The 16,552-nt window shown below is 64.6% G+C and carries 18 protein-coding genes; 7 read left to right on the top strand and 11 right to left on the bottom strand.

Annotation, left to right across the window (positions count from 1 at the left end; all coding sequences use genetic code 11):
- Positions 1-3: 3 nt before the first annotated feature.
- Genes ABIA90_RS04555 through ABIA90_RS04545 form a run of 3 tightly spaced genes read right to left on the bottom strand, consistent with a single transcriptional unit; the run spans position 4 to position 2,703 of the window.
- Positions 4-1,029 (bottom strand): ABC transporter substrate-binding protein, encoded by a 1,026-nt coding sequence (locus ABIA90_RS04555; RefSeq protein ID WP_354117431.1) that lies wholly within the window; start codon positions 1,027-1,029, stop codon positions 4-6.
- A 40-nt stretch (positions 1,030-1,069) separates the two neighbouring features.
- Positions 1,070-1,846 carry an ABC transporter permease gene (locus ABIA90_RS04550; protein WP_063983930.1) on the bottom strand — a complete coding sequence of 259 codons (777 nt, stop codon included), beginning with the start codon at positions 1,844-1,846 and terminating at the stop codon, positions 1,070-1,072.
- Positions 1,846-2,703 (bottom strand): ABC transporter ATP-binding protein, encoded by an 858-nt coding sequence (locus ABIA90_RS04545; RefSeq protein WP_502916620.1) that lies wholly within the window; start codon positions 2,701-2,703, stop codon positions 1,846-1,848. Before ABIA90_RS04545 ends, ABIA90_RS04550 begins: the two co-directional genes overlap by 1 nt.
- A 199-nt stretch (positions 2,704-2,902) precedes the next feature.
- Between ABIA90_RS04545 and ABIA90_RS04540 the strand changes: the two genes are divergently transcribed.
- Entirely contained in the window at positions 2,903-3,661 is a 759-nt protein-coding gene (locus tag ABIA90_RS04540) for a GntR family transcriptional regulator (RefSeq protein WP_354117429.1), read from the top strand.
- Here the strand turns inward: ABIA90_RS04540 and ABIA90_RS04535 are convergent.
- Positions 3,658-4,074: a nuclear transport factor 2-like protein gene (locus tag ABIA90_RS04535; protein WP_071915055.1), complete on the bottom strand. Its 417-nt coding sequence runs from the start codon at positions 4,072-4,074 to the stop codon at positions 3,658-3,660. The genes ABIA90_RS04540 and ABIA90_RS04535 overlap by 4 nt on opposite strands.
- Before the next feature lie 148 nt (positions 4,075-4,222).
- Between ABIA90_RS04535 and ABIA90_RS04530 the strand changes: the two genes are divergently transcribed.
- The 3 genes from ABIA90_RS04530 to ABIA90_RS04520 all read left to right on the top strand — a co-directional run bounded on the left by ABIA90_RS04530 (position 4,223) and on the right by ABIA90_RS04520 (position 7,204).
- Complete coding sequence (locus ABIA90_RS04530) at positions 4,223-5,461, top strand: amidohydrolase family protein (RefSeq protein ID WP_354117428.1); 1,239 nt, start codon at positions 4,223-4,225, stop codon at positions 5,459-5,461.
- A 73-nt stretch (positions 5,462-5,534) separates the two neighbouring features.
- Complete coding sequence (locus ABIA90_RS04525) at positions 5,535-6,740, top strand: amidohydrolase family protein (protein WP_354117427.1); 1,206 nt, start codon at positions 5,535-5,537, stop codon at positions 6,738-6,740.
- A 152-nt stretch (positions 6,741-6,892) separates the two neighbouring features.
- Positions 6,893-7,204: a hypothetical protein gene (locus ABIA90_RS04520; protein WP_063983934.1), complete on the top strand. Its 312-nt coding sequence runs from the start codon at positions 6,893-6,895 to the stop codon at positions 7,202-7,204.
- Between the two features lie 19 nt (positions 7,205-7,223).
- Here ABIA90_RS04520 and ABIA90_RS04515 read toward each other — a convergent pair whose 3' ends face one another.
- Genes ABIA90_RS04515 through ABIA90_RS04490 form a run of 6 tightly spaced genes read right to left on the bottom strand, consistent with a single transcriptional unit; the run spans position 7,224 to position 12,103 of the window.
- Complete coding sequence (locus ABIA90_RS04515; RefSeq protein WP_354117426.1) at positions 7,224-8,141, bottom strand: DUF1932 domain-containing protein; 918 nt, start codon at positions 8,139-8,141, stop codon at positions 7,224-7,226.
- Positions 8,141-9,010, bottom strand: coding sequence for a substrate-binding domain-containing protein (locus ABIA90_RS04510; RefSeq protein ID WP_354117425.1), 870 nt, complete (start codon positions 9,008-9,010; stop codon positions 8,141-8,143). The genes ABIA90_RS04515 and ABIA90_RS04510 overlap by 1 nt, the downstream gene beginning before the upstream one ends.
- A 21-nt stretch (positions 9,011-9,031) precedes the next feature.
- Positions 9,032-9,715 carry a 4-carboxy-4-hydroxy-2-oxoadipate aldolase/oxaloacetate decarboxylase gene (locus ABIA90_RS04505; RefSeq protein ID WP_354117424.1) on the bottom strand — a complete coding sequence of 228 codons (684 nt, stop codon included), beginning with the start codon at positions 9,713-9,715 and terminating at the stop codon, positions 9,032-9,034.
- The gene (locus tag ABIA90_RS04500) at positions 9,712-10,425 is read right to left on the bottom strand and encodes a PIG-L deacetylase family protein (protein WP_027517331.1); all 714 of its coding nucleotides are present in this window, start codon (positions 10,423-10,425) and stop codon (positions 9,712-9,714) included. The genes ABIA90_RS04505 and ABIA90_RS04500 overlap by 4 nt, the downstream gene beginning before the upstream one ends.
- Before the next feature lie 52 nt (positions 10,426-10,477).
- Positions 10,478-11,362, bottom strand: coding sequence for an amidohydrolase family protein (locus ABIA90_RS04495; RefSeq protein ID WP_354117423.1), 885 nt, complete (start codon positions 11,360-11,362; stop codon positions 10,478-10,480).
- Positions 11,363-11,392: 30 nt separating this feature from the next.
- Positions 11,393-12,103 (bottom strand): TetR/AcrR family transcriptional regulator, encoded by a 711-nt coding sequence (locus tag ABIA90_RS04490; RefSeq protein WP_354117422.1) that lies wholly within the window; start codon positions 12,101-12,103, stop codon positions 11,393-11,395.
- A gap of 114 nt (positions 12,104-12,217) precedes the next feature.
- Between ABIA90_RS04490 and ABIA90_RS04485 the strand changes: the two genes are divergently transcribed.
- The 3 genes from ABIA90_RS04485 (at position 12,218) to ABIA90_RS04475 (ending at position 15,343) form a co-directional block, all read left to right on the top strand.
- Positions 12,218-13,195, top strand: a complete 978-nt coding sequence (locus ABIA90_RS04485; RefSeq protein ID WP_354117421.1) for a tripartite tricarboxylate transporter substrate binding protein — start codon at positions 12,218-12,220, stop codon at positions 13,193-13,195.
- A gap of 10 nt (positions 13,196-13,205) precedes the next feature.
- A complete protein-coding gene (locus tag ABIA90_RS04480; protein ID WP_354117420.1) occupies positions 13,206-14,006 on the top strand; it encodes an ABC transporter substrate-binding protein in 801 nt (266 codons plus the stop codon).
- A gap of 86 nt (positions 14,007-14,092) precedes the next feature.
- Positions 14,093-15,343 carry a DUF763 domain-containing protein gene (locus ABIA90_RS04475; RefSeq protein ID WP_354117419.1) on the top strand — a complete coding sequence of 417 codons (1,251 nt, stop codon included), beginning with the start codon at positions 14,093-14,095 and terminating at the stop codon, positions 15,341-15,343.
- Here ABIA90_RS04475 and ABIA90_RS04470 read toward each other — a convergent pair.
- Complete coding sequence (locus ABIA90_RS04470) at positions 15,244-16,551, bottom strand: cytochrome P450 family protein (RefSeq protein ID WP_166094621.1); 1,308 nt, start codon at positions 16,549-16,551, stop codon at positions 15,244-15,246. The genes ABIA90_RS04475 and ABIA90_RS04470 overlap by 100 nt on opposite strands.
- Position 16,552: the final 1 nt, after the last annotated feature.

Here is a 16,552-nt window from a genome sequence, read left to right as displayed (position 1 = left end):
AGATCAGTTGGCAGTATACACCAGCTCCCGCTCCGCACGCGGCGGCAGGAACTCGCGCGAGAACACATCTGCGGGCGTCGGCGCGCGGGCGAGCTGATAGCCCTCGACCACGATTCCGATGGCGCGCGTCATGCGGTCATCCTTGATGTCGCCGATGCCGATCTCCTTCATCTCGGGCGAGACGATCAGCTTGTCGAAGGAATATTGCAGCCGGCGCTTCTCGACGGCGACGTCGATCAGATTGTCGTAGTTCAGCGCCGCCTTCATGCCGGCGTTCTGGTCCTTGGCCACCGCGATCGCGCCCTTGTTGATGGCGCGCACGAGCCCGGCCACCGCCTTCGGATTGGACGCGATCAGCTTTTTCGAGACCATCACGCCGTTGGAGTAGAGGTCGAGGCCGTACTCACCGAACGAGAACCATTTGAAATCCTTGTCCGGGTCCTGGCGGTTGAGCACGAGGTTGAAGTAGCTGGTGATGTTGAACACGAGCGCCGCGTCGATATCGCCCTTGATCAGCATCGGCTCCTGGAGGTTCGGGGCCATGTTGGAGATCTTGATCTTCTCGCCGTCGAGCCCGTTCTTGCGGGTGAACACCGGCAACAGCCGCGTCGTCGGCGTGCCCTGCGCGCCGCCCAGCGTGTGGCCCTCAAAATCCTTGATGGTGTTGATGCCGCTGGTCTTCTTGGCGACGATCGCGAACGGCGGCTGGTTCCACATCATGTAGACCATGACGGGCGCCTCCTGCGGCTTGGTCGAGGCGTTCTGGATGATGGCATTGACGTCGCCGAAGCCGGCGTCATAGGCCCCCGACATCACGCGCGTGACGGTGGCGCCGGAGCCCTCGCCCTGGTCGATGACGACGTTGAGGCCTTCCTGTTTGAAGTAGCCGTTGTCCTTGGCGTAGAAGAATGCGGCATCGCTGCCTTGGGTCTTCCAGCCCAGCGTGAACTTGATCGTGGTGTCCTCGGCCGTGGCAGCGCCCGCGGACAGAGCCAATCCCAGAAGCGCGACAGTTACTTTTCTCAACATCGAGACCTCCTCAAGCTTCGTTGCATGACGGTTCAGAAATTCAGGTGGCGATCACGTCGTTCTTGCGCGTGGCCCAGCCGGTGACACGGCCTTCAATCAGCGAGAACACGGCGTAGAGCGCGACGCCGAGGCCGGCGAGCACAAACAGCCCGGCGAACACCAGCGGTACGTTGAAATTCGAGGACGCGGTCATCATGACGTTGCCGATGCCGCGGTTGGAGGCGACCGTCTCCGACAGCACGGCGCCGACGAAGGCGTAGGAGATCGCGACCTTCAGCGAGGCGAAGAAGAACGGCATGGTCCTGGGCAGACCGACATTCCAGAGGATGTCGAACTTGCTGGCGCCGAGCGCCTTCAACACGTCTTCGAGCTCGGGCTCGGTGGTCGCGAGGCCCGTGGCGATATTGACGACAATCGGGAAGAAGCAGATCGACAGCGCGGTCAGCACCGCCGGCACCGTGCCGGAGCCGAACCACAGCACGAAGATCGGCACCACCGCGACTTTGGGGATCGAGGAGAAGCCGATCAGCAACGGATAGCAGGTGTCATAGGCCGTCTTGGAGACGCCGATGATGGCGCCGAGGGCGACCCCAAGCGCAACGCCGAGGACGAAGCCGAACATGGTGGTCGCGAGCGTCTGCACGATGTGCGGCCACAGCACCGGGAAGCGCTGGAACAGCGTGACAAAAACCTGCGACGGCCGCGGCAGCACCAGGTCGGACATGCCGGTCATCAGGCAGAACAGCTCCCAGGCGACGAAGAACAACACGATCAGCCCCGCCGACCACGCCTTCTGCCTGACATCGATCCCGAACATCAGCCTGTCCCCTGTTGGGCCGCACTGCGCGCATCCTCGATGAAGGCGCGCAGCTTCTGGTTCAGCGCGACGAAATCCGGCTCGAACGTCATCGCGACGGTGCGCGGGCGCGCGAATTCAACTCGGCTGTCGTCGAGGATGCGGCCGGGGCGCGCACTCATCACGCAGATGCGGCTGGCGAGGAAACCGGCCTCGCGCAGATCGTGGGTCACGAGCAGAACCGTCGGCTTGTGCGTCATCCAGAGGTTCTGGAGGATCGCCCACAGCTCCTCGCGGGTGAACTGATCAAGCGCGCCGAAGGGCTCATCCAGCAGCAACATGCGCGGCTCGTGGATCAGCGCGCGGCAGAGATTGGCGCGCTGAAGCATGCCGCCGGAGAGCTGCCAGGGATAACGACTGCCGACCCCCCTAAGCCCGACCTGCTCCAGCAGCGCATTGGCCTTGTCGCGAAACTCGGTCTTACGCAGCTTGCGGAAGTTCGAGCGGAAGGGCTCGACGATCTTCAGCGGCAGCATGATGTTCCGCTCGATCGTCATCCACGGCAGCATGGTCGGGTTCTGAAAGGCCATGCCGACCCGCAGCGCCCGCGCCGCGACCTCGCGGCCGCCGACGATGACGACGCCGCTGGTCGGCTGCACCAGGCCAGAGACGAGGCGCAAAATGGTCGATTTGCCGCATCCGGATGGGCCGACCAGCGCGACAAACTCACCGTCGGCGATCCGCAACGTCGTCTTCGACAGAGCCGGCACGGCGCGGTCGCCGCGCCCGAAGGTCACGGAGGCCTCGGACAGCTCGATGGCAACAGGGCCGGAGCCTTCGGGAACGGGCCGGCCGTCAAACTGGGCGTTGGGTTGCATGCGCATCACAGCCAAAGTGCATGCAAGCTGGGTGCCAGTCGGCCGTCCTCGCAAAATCAATGATTTGGCCAAACTCCCCGCCGGATGGCCGGATTCGATTTAGGCAATTCGGCCGCCAAACTGCATGCAATTGGAGCGCTGGATTGGACTTAGCCTTGTGCTAAAGAGAGGTTTCGACCCTCCCCGCAAGGATTCGCCGATGGCGGCGCGCACCACCAGCAAGACCTCTGAATCATCGGACAAGGTCAGCGTGATCTGCCGCGCGCTCAGGCGCGCGATCATCGAGCAGGCGCTGGAACCCGGTGCAAAGCTGCCCGAGGATGCGCTCGGCGAACGTTTCGGCGTCAGCCGCACCATTGCGCGCCATGCGCTGGGACAGCTTGCTGCCGAAGGTCTCGTCGAGCTCCGCCGCAACCGGATCGCGGTGGTGGCAACGCCGAGCTGGCAGGAGGCGCGCGACGCATTTGATATCCGCATCCAGCTCGAGGGCCTTGTCGTCCGCCAGCTCGCGGGCAAGCTAAGCAAGAGCCAGATCGCCGAGCTGAATGCCCATGTTGACGCCGAGGACCGCGCGCGCGGCGGCACGGATGCAGTTTCGATCCGGCTCGCCACCGAATTCCACATCCTGCTCGCGCACATGACGAACAGCCCGATCCTGGTGCGCTATGTCAGCGAGGTCGCCTATCGCTGCTGCCTGACGCTGTCGCTCTACAGCCGACCGCATTCAACCGAATGCGCGATCAACGAGCACCGCGCCATCATCACATCGCTCGCCAAGGGCGACGAAGCCAAGGTGATGCAATTGATGCATCATCATCTGGATTCCGTGGCCAATCGTGCATTGGTGGCCCCCACCCCGCAACGTGGCCGCGACCTGCTCGATATTCTCGCGCCTTATGCGGATGAAGTGACGAGCGACCGCGTCGTCAAGCTGCCGAAAGTGGCGCGAAGAGGTTAGGCCTCAATCCCGCGCTGGACCAGGATACGCTCGGCGCTATCGTTCCAGACGTCCATCTTCACGATCTGTCCGCTCCGCACGACGAAGCGATCGACATAGCGGTTGCCCTCGAACGGCGTGCCGTCCATCCACTCGCCATAGAGCGTGCCAACGCTGTAGACCACCGTCTCGTCCGCGCCCGGACAGACGTCGAACCGGTCCATCTTCTTCTTGACCCAGCGATAGCGTTTTGCGTTGAAGCCGGTCGGGCCGCGCGGATGATCGAACTCGCGCCCGCCGGTAAACGTGATCACCGTGCCCGGCTTCATGTAGGCCGCAGCCGCATCGGGATCGGGTATCATCGACGCCGTGAGATAGGCCTCCACGATCTCGGCGTCGGTCATCGGGCGTTCGGCTTTTGCGGGGACAGACATGGTGGGCTCTCCGAGGTGCCGGCATTCTACAATTCACGCCCCAAAGTGCATGCACATTTTTTGAACAGTTTGGTGGCATAACTGCACACAATCTGGAGCTGCCAGCTTCTACAGCTTCCGCTAGGCTACCACAGCTGAATCCGACGCCATGACCGCCCAACCCGCCTTCGACCTGATCTTCCGCAACACGCTGTTGCGATCATCCGCCGCACCCGTCGATATCGGCGTGAAGGGCGGCCGCATCGCCGCGATCGAGCCGCAGCTTGCCTGCGAGGCCGTCGAGGTCGATGTCGGCGGGCGCCTCGCCCTGCCCGGGTTCGTCGACACCCACATCCATCTCGATAAGGCCTGCCTGCTCGGCCGCTGCGGGCACAATCACGGCAGCGTCTCGGACGCGATCCGCGCCGTGGCCGGGATGAAGAAGGACTTTACGGTCGAGGACGTCTACGCGCGCGGCGCAAAGGTGCTCGAACGCGCCATCGTGCACGGCACGACGCGCATGCGGACCCATGTCGAGATCGACCCCCGCATTGCCTTGCGCGGCTTCGAGGCCGTCAAGGCGCTGAAGCGCGACTATGCCTGGGCGATCGACCTGTCGCTCTGTGTCTTCCCGCAGGAAGGCCTGACCAACGACCCCGGCAGCGAAGAGCTGCTGGTGCAGGCGCTGCGCGACGGCGGCGATGCGATCGGCGGCTGCCCCTATATGGACACCGACCCCAACGCCCATCTCGCGCGCATCTTCGATCTCGCGCAGGAATTCGACGTCGACGTCGACCTCCATCTCGATTTCGACCTCGACCCCTCCTGGTGGCACCTCGACGAGGTCTGCCGCCAGACCGAGCGGCGCAACTACGGAGGACGCGTGGCGATCGGCCATGCGACAAAACTCTCGGCACTGCCGCCGGAGCGGATGAAGGCGGCCACCGCGCAGCTGGCGAAATCAGGCGTTGCCGTCACTGTGCTGCCCGCAACCGATCTCTATCTGATGGGCCGCGAAGCCACCCACAACGTGCCGCGCGGGCTGACGCTTGCGCACAAGCTCGCCGGCGACGGCGTGCTGTGTTCGGTCGCGACTAACAATGTGCTCAACCCGTTCACGCCGTTCGGCGACGCCTCGCTGCTGCGGATGGCGAACTTCTACGCCAACGTCGCGCACGCGTCGGTCAGCGACTTCGATACCTGCCTCGATCTCGTGACCGAACTGCCGGCGCGGCTAATGAACCTTGGCGATTACGGCATCAAGGTCGGCAACCCCGCCGACCTCGTCGTGCTCGATACCCAGGACAGCCGCTTCGCCATCGCCGAGTTGCCGGACATCGTGATGGGCTTCAAGGCTGGCCGGCAGACGTTTGAGCGGCAGCGGCCCACTTTGTTCGGGCCTGGCTGACCGAGTTTCCGCGCCTTGCGCCCGACCCGCAGCTTGCGCGATGATCATCGCAATCGACCAACGGAGCAACCGGATGGCCTTCGACACGATCTTCCTGAACGCGCGCTTCGACGGCGGAGCCCGCCATCACATCGCCGTCGCCGACGGCCGCATCGCCGCGATCACGTCCGTCGATGAACGTCCCGCCGCAAACGAGACCATCGACCTCGGCAACGTCCTCGTCGTTCCCGGCTTCGTCGAAGGCCACATCCATCTCGACACCAGCTTCTATGGCGACGCCTGGCGTCCGCACAAGCCATGCACCAACGGGTTCGACGTGCATGAGCGCGTCGCCTTCCAGGCCCAGAACATGGCCGTATCAGCGCCGATGGATGTGCGCGCACGCAACCAGCTCGACCTCTGCATCGGCCACGGCACCACGCAGATGCGCAGCCACGTCATGGTCGACGGCTCGGTCGGCCTGAAATCGCTCGAGACGATTTTGCGCGTGCGCGAGGAATACAAGGGCCTGATCGACATCCAGCTCGTCGCCTTCCCCCAGAGCGGCATCCTGATGAGCCCGGGTACGCCGCAATTGCTGGACGAGGCCATCGGGCTCGGCGCCGATCTCGTCGGCGGGCTCGATCCCGCAAGCTTCGATCGCGACATCGAGAAGCATCTCGACGTCGTGTTCGGCGTGGCCGGCAAGCACGGCGTCGACGTCGACATCCATCTGCATGACATGGGCACGCTGGGCGCGTTCGAAATCGAGCAGATCGCAGCGCGCACCCGCGCGCTCGGTATGGAGGGACGCGTTGCCGTCAGCCATGCTTACGGGCTCGGCGATATCTCCATGGATCAGCTCAAGAAGATCGCCGACATCCTCGCCCGCTCCGGCGTCGCGATCATGACCAATGCGCCGGGCGCCCGGCCCTTCCCGCCGATCCTGGCCCTGCGCAATGCCGGCGTCACCGTCTTCAGCGGCAACGACAACATCCGCGATTCCTGGTGGCCCTATGGCGACGGCGACATGCTGCGCCGGGCCACGACGCTCGGCTATCGCTCGGGCTTCAACATCGACGAAGAGCTGCGCGTCGCTTTCGATATCGTCACCGTATCAGGCGCAAAGGCGCTGCGGCTCGAAGGCTATGGCCTGCGCGACGGCGCCAAGGCCGATTTCGTGACACTGAATGCCGAGCATATTCCTGAAGCGGTTGTCGGAGTGCCGCAAGGGCGCTCCGTGTACAAGGAAGGCAAGCTCGTCGCATGCGACGGTAAGATTGTCGGGAAGCGCGGCTAATGATCGGATCTTTTCCGTTCGATTATACCGCTAGCTTTCCTCACTCCCCAATCCGGTAGAACCCCTGACCGTAAATACGCGCATTGCACGACGGGCCAAGGAGATCATACTAAGACCCGCACTGACATCTGCGTTCTCTGGGGAAGTATGGAATGTTCAGCGCATTCAGCAGTATCGATTACCATTCCATTCGGGCCAACACGCCCGCCGAGATGGCCATCAAGCGACTGACCGGCATCGGCGAAGTCCTGTCGGGCATCGACATATCGGCAATCCACACGCAGGACGACATGGCCCGCGCGCTGTTGACGCTCGATACCGCCGACAAATGCATTCGCACGATTCTCACCGAGTTCCGCACCGAGCGCACCACGGAAGTCGTCCGCGAAGCCACGAGCCTGATGAGCCTGATCGAGCTCGCGCGCGACGAACTCTCGGACTACGCGGCGGCAGCAGAGTCTTGAGCTGAATGCGCGCTGGATCTCAGCGCTTGATCTTCGCCAGAATGCGATCCGCCTCGGTGCGCCAATCGGCGCTGCGGGCAAATTCCTTCGTCCCCTTGATGCCGAACAGGCCCTCGTCAGCGAGATCGGCGACCCACGCCTGCCGCTCGGCGGTGCCCTGCGCCGACCACGGTGTCAGCCCCGCCTCGCGCACGGTCTCCGCGACTTCACGCACCTCCTCGGCGCGGCGACGGCCGTGCTCGATCACGCGCTGGAAGCAATAGGCGCCCTGCTTCTCCCAGTCGATCGCCGGAAACGTCTCCACGAGCGAGGCCAGCACCGCATCCTCGACGCCATAGGCGCGCGCGGTGGTGAAGCTCTCGATGACCATGGCCTCCAGGCCCTTGATCATGATGCTGCGGCACATCTTCACCGCGGAGGACACACCGAGCTTGTCGCTCGCAACCTTGGCCGCAAAGCCGATCGCGTTCAGCAGCGGCTCCAGCTCCTTCGCGCCCGGGCCGCCGAGCAGTAGCGGCACCTTGATGCGATAAGGCGGCACCGAGGTCATCACGGCGCCCTCGACATAGCGTCCGTCAGCGCCGTCGATCAGGGCGGCGGCGCGCTGCTTGGCACCCGGCGAGGCCGAATTGAAATCGAGGAACCAGGTGCCCTGATTGATCGCCGCCGCGCAGGCTTTTGCCACCGGCACGGCCTGGCTGGCCGTGACCGCGGAGATGATGAAGTCGGATTGCGCGGTCAGCTCGGCGTGCGACACCGCCAGCGTCACGCCGAACTTCGCCGCATGCTCCTTCAACGGAGCGCCGTGCTCGCCTCCGAGCTTGATGTCGTAAGCGGCCACCTTGATATCCTGCTGCCGCAAATCCTCAGCCAGGATCCTGCCGACCTCGCCGTAGCCGACGAGCCCGATCTGCCAGCGCCTGGGATCACCTGCCATCAATTCAATCCTCGTGTCGTCTCGTCGAACAGCTCCTCGACCGCATAGCGACGCGGGATCAGCGCCTGCTGGAATGCGTAGTCGACGATCAGCTCCAACGGTTTTCTGTTCGCCTCGATCCCGAACGGAACGAGGTCGGGGGTCGCCGCGGGCCCCACCTGCGCCTTGTTCCGCTTCAGGAGATCATAGACGCCCGCAACCACATCGGGGCGCGATCTTGCAAGCTGCTCGGTCACGACCGCGAGATGATTGACCGGGACGACGCCACGACGGGTGTACCATTTGGCAGCCTCTGCGGCAGGATCGGAGAATAGCGGCTTCAACGTGGGATGATCAGAGGCCTCGCCGAGGACGGCGTCGAGCTCGCCATCGAGCAGCATCTGCAAGATCTTCTTGTCCTTCGGCGCACGCTCGGTGCTGTCGACATATTCGGCAACGTGCGGATCCTCGAAGGTGATCCAGCGGATCTTGTCGAGATTGACACCGTAGTCGTTGGCGAGAATGCCTCTAATCCATGCGCCGGTCGTCGTCGTGAACGAGCGGATGCCGACGCGCTTGCCTTCGAGATCGGATGGCCCGAGCACTCCCCTTGCAGGGTTGTAGAGCGCGTAGGAATGCTGGAAGCGACCGAGCATGGTGGCAGGCAGCAGCACCAGCGGCTTGCCATGCGCCTTCGCCATCAGATAGGTGACGATCGCCATTTCGCAGACGTCGAAAGCCTGCTCGCGCACCATCGGCTTGAACGCCGTGTTGGTCGGCGTGTACGCGATGAAATCGAGGTCGAAGAGGTCGGAGCGGAGCTCGCCGCTCTTCACCGCCTGCACGTGAGGGTGACTGCCGAGCACAGCCTTCAACTTGAGACGATCCATCCGCCCGCTCCGCTGACTGCCTTAGACGTCCTCGGGATTGTCGACATAGACGAGCCCGGCTTTCGCCAGCGCCTCGCGCATGTTGTACATGTCAAGGCCGAGCTCACCCGAGGTCAGCCGCTTGCGCTTGCCACCCTCGTCCGCGTTGCGCTTCTTCGCCTTTTCGGCGACCTCAGAGGCATAGCGCTTGGGCACCACGACGACGCCGTCGTCATCGGCCACGATGATGTCGCCGGGATCGACGTTGACGCCGGCGCAAACCACGGGAACGTTGACCGAGCCGAGCGTCGCCTTGACCGTGCCCTTGGCCGAGACCGCGCGCGACCACACCGGAAACTTCATCTCGTGCAGCGCTTTCACGTCGCGGCAGCCGGCGTCGATGATCAGCCCCTGCACGCCGCGCGCCTGCAGCGAGGTCGCGAGCAGCTCGCCGAACATGCCGTCGGTATTGTCAGTGGTGCAGCCGACGACGAGGATGTCGCCCTTCCTGCACTGCTCGACCGCGACATGGATCATCCAGTTGTCGCCGGGCTGTGCCAGCACGGTGACGGCGGGGCCGGCAATCGACGCACCTGCCCAGACGGGGCGCAGATACGGCTTCATCAGGCCAATGCGGCCGTAAGCTTCGTGCACGGTCGAGACGCCGTACTCCGCCATCCCTGCGGGATCGGCCCGCTTGATGTTGCGAACGACGACGGGCTTCATGCCAGCTCCTCCGCAACCGTCGGGAACAGGCGCTGATAGGCCTCGCCATAGGTCATGGGCACGCCGGTGTTGCGGCTACCCTGGATGCCGCGGTTGAGCGCAACGCGCTCGTAATAGCCCCAGAGATGCTTTTGCGCAGCGAGGATCTGGAACGCCTCGTACTTCTCCTTCCAGACCTCGTCGATCTTGAGGAGCAGGTCCGGCTTGTAGTTGCACTGCTCGGGCTGGTGCGGCTCGAACAGGAACACCGGGGGCGCCGAATATTTGTACTGCGCGCCGGGCTTGTGGCCCATCGCCTGCGCGACCACGCGGGTCTCCTGCGCGAAATGCGCCGCGTTCGGGTGGTCGAAATTATAGGGATCTTCCAGCGCGTGCGTCAGCACGAAGCTCGGATTGAGCTCGCGGTAGATGTCGACCATGCGGTCGAAATGCGCCTCGGTGAGCTTCAGTGGATAGTCGCCGCAGTCGAAGAACTCGATCTCGGCGCCGAGCAGCTTCGCCGCCCGCTCCGCCTCGTCCTTGCGGCCGGCCTTGACCGATTCCAGCGTCGCGCCCTTTTCCTTCCAGGCGAACTGGCTCTCGCCGCGCTCGCCGAAGGACATGCAAACGATCTTCATGCGATAGCCCTTCTTCGCATGCAGTGCGATGGCGCCGCCGGCGCGCCAGACGAAATCGCCGGGATGGGCGGTGATCACGAGACCTGTTTTCATGGGACGAACTCCCCTCTTTCCTTGATAAGCAACGTATCGATCGCGAGCACCGTCATGTGTCGAACCCAAACAGGCGCGCGGGATTGTCGACCAGGATCTTCCGCTGGAATTCCGGCTCCGGCGCGAACAGCGGGATCAGGTCGACGAGGTCGCCGTCATTCGGCATCACCTTGACGTTGGGATGCGGCCAGTCGGTGCCCCAGATGACACGGTCGGGCGCGGTCTCGACGATCTTGCGCGCGAACGGCACCGCGTCCGTGAACGGCGGGCCGGCCGAGGACACCCGCTCCGAGCCGCAGATCTTGACCCAGCATTTTTCGTCGCGCTGCATCAGTTCGATCAGGATTCTGAACGGAAGCTGGTCGAGCCCCTCGGACGCCTTAACCCGTCCCATATGGTCGATGGTGTAGCTCAGCGGCAGCTTGGCCAGCATGTCGGCATATTCGGGCAGATCGATCGCATCGAAATGCAGATCGATGTGCCAGCCGAGCGGCGCGACCATCGCGATGACGCGGTTGAACACGCTCTTGTCGGGGACGCCGCCGAGATGGCGCACGAAATTGAAGCGGCAGCCGCGGAAACCTCCCTCGTGCAGCACCTGGAGCCCACGCTCGGTGATGGTGTCGTCGATATTGGCAACCGCGCGATAGGCGCCATTGCTCTGTGCGATCGCATCGAGCGCGATCGTATTGTCGGTCCCGTGCACGCTGGCATTGACGATGACGGCCCGCTCGACGCCGAGCTTGACATGCAGCGCGCGAAAATCCTCCAGCGGCGCATCCGGCGGCGTGTAGGAACGGTCAGGCGCGTAAGGGTATTTCGCGCCGGGCCCGAAGATGTGGCAATGCGCGTCGCAGGACAGCTTTGGCAGCTTGAACTTCGGCGTGCGCGTGTTCGGATCTGGCGGCGGAATGGTCGGCGTGTAAATCGTTGTCATCAGGTGAACCGCCGAGCGAGATCGCTTCTTTCAAGCCTTGCTGCTGACGACCGGCCGCCGCCGTACCGGCACGGCCTGATCGAGCGCCGGCGCCTGGAACGCGGCGACGGTGGCCTGCACCAACTGCTCGGTGGCGCTGGCGGCATCGCTGCCGTCGGCCTCGCCGCGCGACAGGCGCGAGACGCGATCCGGCGTCACCAGCGAGTAGTAAAGTGCACCGAGCAGGAAGTGGCTGCGCCAGACGATGTCGGTGCGCGGAATATGCGGCAGGCTCTCGTGGACCGCATCGATGAAGGCGTGGCTGGTGTCGTCAAAGGTCTGCGCGATGATTTTTCGCACGACCTCGTTGCCTTCGGCGGACATGACGGCGCGCAGCCGCGTGAAGCGCGCCCCGCCCCCGGCGAGATCGCTGCCCGAGGTGAAGGCCGGCACCACATAGGCGCGCACGATCGCCTCCAGCCGGTCCTGGAGGTCGCGCACGCGCTTGGCTGCGGCGAGCAGCTCGGAACGGCGCAAATTCATCGGCCCGCAATGGCGCTGGTAGATCTCCAGCAGCAGACCGTCCTTGGTCTTGAAATGATAGGTCACACTGCCGGGATTGGCGCCGGCGGCCTGCGCGATGTCGCGCACCGAGACGGCATTGAAGCCGTTGGTGGCGAACAGCTCTTCGGCCGCGGCGAGGATCGCCTCGCGCATGTTCGGCTTGCGGGCCGTTTCCTTGCTGGTGGGCTTGCGTACCATGTGATTTGTACTATCGTACAAAAGATCAGGTCTCGTCAACAGGAACCATGGGCGGCGTCCGGACGGCTCGGAACACCGAGGCAGGATGCGAAAGCCCGCAAGGAGTGCTGGAAAATGCTGGGTTTGAACAAGACAATCGGCGGTTTGATGCTGGGTGCCGGCCTGCTGCTGGGCGGCACCGCGCAGGCCGCCGACAATTACCCGAGCAAGCCGGTCCATATCCTTGTGCCCTATGCGGCGGGCGGCGCCGTCGACGTGCTCGCGCGTACGCTCGGCCAGGCGCTGGCGAAGACCTGGGGCCAGCAGCCGGTGATCGACAACCGTCCGGGCGCCGGCGGCATCGTCGCCTCGCAAGCGCTGACGCAGGCCGCCCCGGACGGCTACACGCTGATCCTGGTCGCGAGCGGCCATCCGCTCAACCAGTTCATCTATCCGAGCGTGCCCTACGACACGTTCAAGGATTTCACCGCGATCACCGAGGTCGCCTCCTCGCCGCTTGCGATCGTGGTGGCGAAGGACAGCCCTTACAAGACGCTCGGCGATCTCCTCGCCGCCGCAAAGAAGGAGCCCGACAAGCTCTCCTACGGCATGTCCGGCAACGGCACCTCCGCGCATCTCGCCGGCGAGCTGCTCAAATACATGTCCGGCAGCAAGATCGTCGCGATCCCCTACAAAGGCGGCGCTCCGGCGCTGACCGCCGTGATCGCAGGCGAGATTCCGCTCAGCATTAATCCGCTCGCGGAAGCGATCGGCCAGCTCGAAGGCGGCCCGGTGCGGGCACTGGCGGTGACCTCGGCCGAACGCTCCAAGGCGCTGCCGAATGTTCCGACCGTCGCGGAATCAGGTGTCCCCGGCTACGACGTCTCGGTCTGGTGGGGCGTGCTCGGTCCGGCCAAGATGCCGCCGGAGATCGTGGCGAAGCTCGAGACCGATCTGAAGGCGGCGCTGCAGGACGCGAACGTGCTGTCGACGCTGGGCAAGATCGGCGCGGCGCCGGTCGGCTCCTCCGCCAAGGACTTTGACGCCTACATGCACGCCGAGGCGACCAAATGGGAGCCGGTGCTGAAGGCCGCCGACATCCGTGCGCAGTGAGGCTCGCCACATGAGGACCTCTTCCCGGCGACTTGTCCCCACCGCCCTGCTCGCATTTGCAATGACCGGCCTGCTCGGCGCGCCCGCGCGCGCCGATGGCGAAGCAAAACTGCTGGCGCCGAGCGGCAGCTTGCGTGTCGGCATCTATCCGGGCAGCCCGACCTCGATGGTGACGGATGCGGCTGGCAAGCCGCATGGCCTCGCCTACGATCTCGGCGGCGAACTGGCCAAAAGGCTCGGCGTGAACGTCGACTATGTCAGGTTTCAGCGCGTCGCCGACGTCGTCACTGCGATCCACGACGGCCAGGTCGACTTCACCGTGACCAACGCCACGCCGGCCCGCGCCAACGAGGTCAGTTTCAGCCAGCCCGTGCTGGCGATCGAGCTCGGCTATCTCGTCCCGGCGAACTCGCCGATCGGCAGGATCGAGGACATCGACAGGCCGGGCGTGAAGATCGGCGTCACCAAAGGGTCGACCTCAGAGCGGACATTGCCGGCGAAGTTTGGGAATGCGACCATCGTTCCCGCCGAAAGCGTCAAGGTCGCCATCGCCATGTTCGGCCGCGGCGAGATCGACCTTTACGCGACCAACAAGCCGACGCTGTTCGAGATGTCCGACCAGATGCCGGGCGCGAGAATCCTCGACGGCAATTGGGGCGCCGAGCATATGGCCATTGCGATCCCCAAGGGGCGTGAGGATGCCCTTCCCCTGCTCAACCGCTTCGTGACGGACGAGCAGTCGTCCGGCGCGCTGGACACGATCCAGCAGCAAGCGGGCCTGCGCGGCGCAACCAAGGCGACGCGCGAGTAGCTCGCGGACTGGGTGTCCTCCCGCCCTGCCCAATATCGTATTCCCTCGATGCAACCGTCGCCGAACTGCGCTAACTTGCGTCGATCATGACTCGCCGAACCGGCAGCGCCGATCTTCCTCTCCACACCGGGCGGGTTCCGCCATGGCTTGCGAGCCGCATGTCGTCGCTGGGCGCAATCGTCACGCAGGCGATCGTGCATCATTATGGACGCGACGCCTTCCTGCAGCGGCTGTCGCATCCGTTCTGGTTCCAGTCGTTTGGCGCCGTGATGGGGATGGACTGGCACTCCTCCGGCATAACCACCTCCGTGATCGGCGCCCTGAAGCGCGGGCTAGGCCCGCTCCAGGACGAGCTCGGCATCTATGTCTGCGGCGGCCGCGGCCAGCATTCGCGCAAGACGCCTGACGAGCTGTTGCAGCTCGGCGATCGCGTCGGCTTCGACGGCGCGAGCCTCACGCGGGCCAGTCGCCTGGTCGCAAAGGTCGACAGTGCCGCGGTCCAGGACGGTTTTGACCTTTATCTGCACGGCTTCTTCGTCACTGCTGACGCCAAATGGACGGTGGTGCAACAGGGCATGAACGGCGACAAGCGGCAGGCCCGCCGCTATCACTGGCATTCGGAAGCATTGAAGAGTTTTGTCGACACGCCGCATAGCGCGATCGACGGCCCGCAGCAGGGCGAGATCGTCAATCTCACCGATCACCGCGCCGATGTCTCGCGCGCCGCGCAACTCGAACTGTTGAGCGGCCTCGGCCCCGATCGCATCCTCACTGAATTCGAACGCCTCGTTGGGACGGCGCCCGAGCCGGCGCAGGCGATGCTGCCGCATCTGATCATGCCCGCGCATCATGATATCAGGCCCAAGGACGTGTTCGCACGCCGCCTGCACGGCACGCTGGCCGCCGCGGCCGAACGCGGCCCGGTCGATTTTCCGGAATTGCTGCTGACGCCCGGCGTCGGCGCGCGCACCGTGCGCTCGCTGGCGATGGTCGCCGAGGTCGTGCATGGCGCGCCCTATCGCTTCAACGATCCCGCGCGCTTCTCGCTCGCCCATGGCGGCAAGGACCGGCATCCCTACCCCGTCCCGATCAAGGTCTATGACGAGACCATCCGCGTGCTGAAGGGCGCGGTCCAGAACGCAAAACTCGGGCGCGAGGAGGAGATACAGGCGATCAAGCGCCTTGACGACCAGGCGCGGCGGCTGGAGCGGACTGCCAGCGGTCCGTCGGTCGAGGCCTACATCGCCGGAGAGCGTGAAGCCTCGCCCGATCTCGACGGCCGCTCCGTATTCGGCTGGGAGCGCGATGTCGTGGCGTCACGGAAATCGACGGGCTGACTGTCCACCGCGACGACCGGCAACTCCGCGATGGCACGCATGCCCGGCCGCTTGCGCCAGTGGATTTGCGCGGGATCGACGGCGAGACCGAGCTTCGGCCATCGCGCAAACAACGCCTCCAGCGCACAGGCCGCCTCGATCCGTGCGAGCTGATGGCCGAGACAGAAGTGAATTCCCGTTCCGAACGAGATGTGGCGGTTCGGCTTGCGCGTGAGGTCGGGCCGCTCGGGCTGGTCATGCACCGCCGGATCCATGTTCGCCGCGGCGAGCATGACCATGACGCGATCGCCCTTTTTCAGCGGCACGCCCGCAAGCTCGATATCCCGCCGCACATAGCGCGGCTTGGAAAACTGCACCGGTGACACGAAGCGCAAAAACTCCTCGACAGCGAGCCCGACGCGACTCCGGTCTTGCTCCAGCCAATCGCGTAAGCCCGGATTTCTGAGGAGCTCGTAGACCGAGCCGCTGATCAGATGCGTCGTGGTCTCCGATCCTGCCGCGAGCAGCAGGAACACCATCGACACCATTTCGTCCGGCGTGATCTGGCCGCCCTCACGCTCTACCTGAACCAGCTCGGCAATCAGGCCCTCGCCGCCCTGCACGCGCGCGACCTGCAACTGCTGTTCGAGATAGGCGCGCATCTTGCGAAACGCGAGCAGCAGGCGGAAGAAGCTGACGACATTCGTCAGCGACGACATCTTGTTGGCCCAGGCGATGAATCGTGGGCGATCGGCCGCAGGCAGGCCCAGCAATTCGCAGATCACCGACACCGGCAGGATGCGGGCGTAACGCTGGACGAGGTCGGCGGGGCTGCCATCGGCAAACAGGTCGTTCGCCAAGCCGTCGGCGATGGCGCGAATGCGTGGCTCCATCGCCACGATCGCGCGGCGGCGAAAAGCCTCGTCGACGATGCTGCGCAGCCTCGTGTGATCAGGCTCGTCCATCGTCAGCATGTTGTTGGCGATGGTGGTGACCAGCTTTGGCATCCACCAGCGCAGGCCGGCGACTTTGCCGTCCCCCTTGCGCAGCGTGAAGGTGGTGCCGTCCTTCAGGACCTGCGCCGTGGCGTCATGGGTCGTGGTGACCCAGACATCGCCGACCAGAGGAAATCGCGTCGCGATCACCGGGCCGGACGCGCGCAGCGCCGCGATCGCCTTGGGCGGATCGCGGAAGAAGGCCTCGCTGGTGAAATCGAGGCGCGGTGTCATG

Source organism: Bradyrhizobium sp. LA6.8, from assembly GCF_040547935.1.
Classification (GTDB): domain Bacteria; phylum Pseudomonadota; class Alphaproteobacteria; order Rhizobiales; family Xanthobacteraceae; genus Bradyrhizobium; species Bradyrhizobium barranii.
The sequence above is the reverse complement of the archived record's forward strand: the minus strand, read 5'-3'. Positions and strand labels throughout refer to the sequence as shown.

Bases quoted from the DNA above. Each gene is read 5' to 3' on its own strand.
- ABIA90_RS04555 (WP_354117431.1), bottom strand. From the start codon at position 1,029: ATGTTGAGAAAAGTAACTGTCGCGCTTCTGGGATTGGCTCTGTCCGCG.
- ABIA90_RS04550 (WP_063983930.1), bottom strand. From the start codon at position 1,846: ATGTTCGGGATCGATGTCAGGCAGAAGGCGTGGTCGGCGGGGCTGATC.
- ABIA90_RS04545 (WP_502916620.1), bottom strand. From the start codon at position 2,703: ATGCAACCCAACGCCCAGTTTGACGGCCGGCCCGTTCCCGAAGGCTCC.
- ABIA90_RS04540 (WP_354117429.1), top strand. From the start codon at position 2,903: ATGGCGGCGCGCACCACCAGCAAGACCTCTGAATCATCGGACAAGGTC.
- ABIA90_RS04535 (WP_071915055.1), bottom strand. From the start codon at position 4,074: ATGTCTGTCCCCGCAAAAGCCGAACGCCCGATGACCGACGCCGAGATC.
- ABIA90_RS04530 (WP_354117428.1), top strand. From the start codon at position 4,223: ATGACCGCCCAACCCGCCTTCGACCTGATCTTCCGCAACACGCTGTTG.
- ABIA90_RS04525 (WP_354117427.1), top strand. From the start codon at position 5,535: ATGGCCTTCGACACGATCTTCCTGAACGCGCGCTTCGACGGCGGAGCC.
- ABIA90_RS04520 (WP_063983934.1), top strand. From the start codon at position 6,893: ATGTTCAGCGCATTCAGCAGTATCGATTACCATTCCATTCGGGCCAAC.
- ABIA90_RS04515 (WP_354117426.1), bottom strand. From the start codon at position 8,141: ATGGCAGGTGATCCCAGGCGCTGGCAGATCGGGCTCGTCGGCTACGGC.
- ABIA90_RS04510 (WP_354117425.1), bottom strand. From the start codon at position 9,010: ATGGATCGTCTCAAGTTGAAGGCTGTGCTCGGCAGTCACCCTCACGTG.
- ABIA90_RS04505 (WP_354117424.1), bottom strand. From the start codon at position 9,715: ATGAAGCCCGTCGTCGTTCGCAACATCAAGCGGGCCGATCCCGCAGGG.
- ABIA90_RS04500 (WP_027517331.1), bottom strand. From the start codon at position 10,425: ATGAAAACAGGTCTCGTGATCACCGCCCATCCCGGCGATTTCGTCTGG.
- ABIA90_RS04495 (WP_354117423.1), bottom strand. From the start codon at position 11,362: ATGACAACGATTTACACGCCGACCATTCCGCCGCCAGATCCGAACACG.
- ABIA90_RS04490 (WP_354117422.1), bottom strand. From the start codon at position 12,103: ATGGTACGCAAGCCCACCAGCAAGGAAACGGCCCGCAAGCCGAACATG.
- ABIA90_RS04485 (WP_354117421.1), top strand. From the start codon at position 12,218: ATGCTGGGTTTGAACAAGACAATCGGCGGTTTGATGCTGGGTGCCGGC.
- ABIA90_RS04480 (WP_354117420.1), top strand. From the start codon at position 13,206: ATGAGGACCTCTTCCCGGCGACTTGTCCCCACCGCCCTGCTCGCATTT.
- ABIA90_RS04475 (WP_354117419.1), top strand. From the start codon at position 14,093: ATGACTCGCCGAACCGGCAGCGCCGATCTTCCTCTCCACACCGGGCGG.
- ABIA90_RS04470 (WP_166094621.1), bottom strand. From the start codon at position 16,551: ATGACACCGCGCCTCGATTTCACCAGCGAGGCCTTCTTCCGCGATCCG.